The 1,112-nt window shown below is 75.4% G+C and carries 1 protein-coding gene; it reads right to left on the minus strand.

Annotation, left to right across the window (positions count from 1 at the left end):
* A partial coding sequence (locus HV824_RS35810; protein WP_176425272.1) for a response regulator occupies window positions 1-1,112 on the minus strand: 1,112 nt, incomplete at both ends.

The raw sequence follows: 1,112 nt of genomic DNA on the forward strand, positions 1-1,112 counted from the left end.
GCGCGCGCAGCTCCTCGCGCAGCACCGGCTTGGAGAGGTAGTCATCCGCCCCCGCCTGGAAGGCCGCCAGCCGGAACTCCAGCCCCAGGTGCGCGGTAATCAGCAGCACCGGCAGCTCCTGCCACTCCGGCGTGGAGCGCAGAATCCGGCACAGGTCGAAGCCGCTGGGCCCCGGCATCTGCACATCCAGCAGCAGCAGGTCCGGCCGGTGCCGCGCCAGCGCCTCCATCAGCCCGTGCGCGTCGTTCAGCCCCACCACCTCCATCTGGTCGCTGGCCAGGGCCTGTGTCAGCGCGGCGATGGCGTCCGGGTCGTCATCCACCACCATCACCCGCGCGCGCTCCGGGCGGCGCGCCGCCACCATGCGCTCGGCAGCGGCGGAGAAGTCCCGCGCGGTGAAGGGCCGTGGCAGGAAGAGGGACGCCCCCGCATGCGCCGCCGCCACCCGCTCCTCCAGCACGCCCCTGGCACCGGTGACGGCCAGAGGCAGCACGGGCAGGCTCTCCTCCGCGCGCAGCGCATGCGCCACGGCCAGGCCGCCCAGTGGCCCCCCCAGGTCCAGGTGGACCAGCACGCCATCCACCCACTGCCGCCGCGCCACCTCACACGCCGCGCCCACCGTGCGCGCCGTCACCACGCCCACGCCCACCTGGCGCCCCATGTGCTCCGCTTCGGCCAGCAGCTTCGCGTCCTCGTCCACCACCAGCAGCACGCCCTCGGAGGGCCGCGGCGGCGCGGCGGCGGGCTTCACCGGCACGGAGGCCGCGGCGGCCAGCGTGCGGAAGGACGCGTCCAGCGCCGCCACGTCCACGGGCGCTCCGGCCCGGGTTGGCAGCAGCACCGCCTCCAGCAGGCCCGCCCGGATGCTCACCTCCAGGAAGCCGTAGCTGCCCGCGGTGCCGTGCAACTTGTGGACAACCGTGTAGGCCTCCTCCAGCGCCGCCGCGTCACCGCCGCGACCCCGGACGAGCAGCGCCTCCAGCGCCGCCACCTTCTCCTTCAACCGCGCGCCGTACTCCGCGTTGAGCGCCGCCAGGCTGGCGGCCAGGTCGTCCACCGCCACGTCCACTTCCTCCGCCTCCTCCAGCGCCTCGGGCGGCGGCGGGGGCGGC

Source organism: Myxococcus sp. AM009, assembly GCF_013372605.1.
GTDB classification, from domain to species: Bacteria; Myxococcota; Myxococcia; order Myxococcales; family Myxococcaceae; genus Myxococcus; species Myxococcus vastator.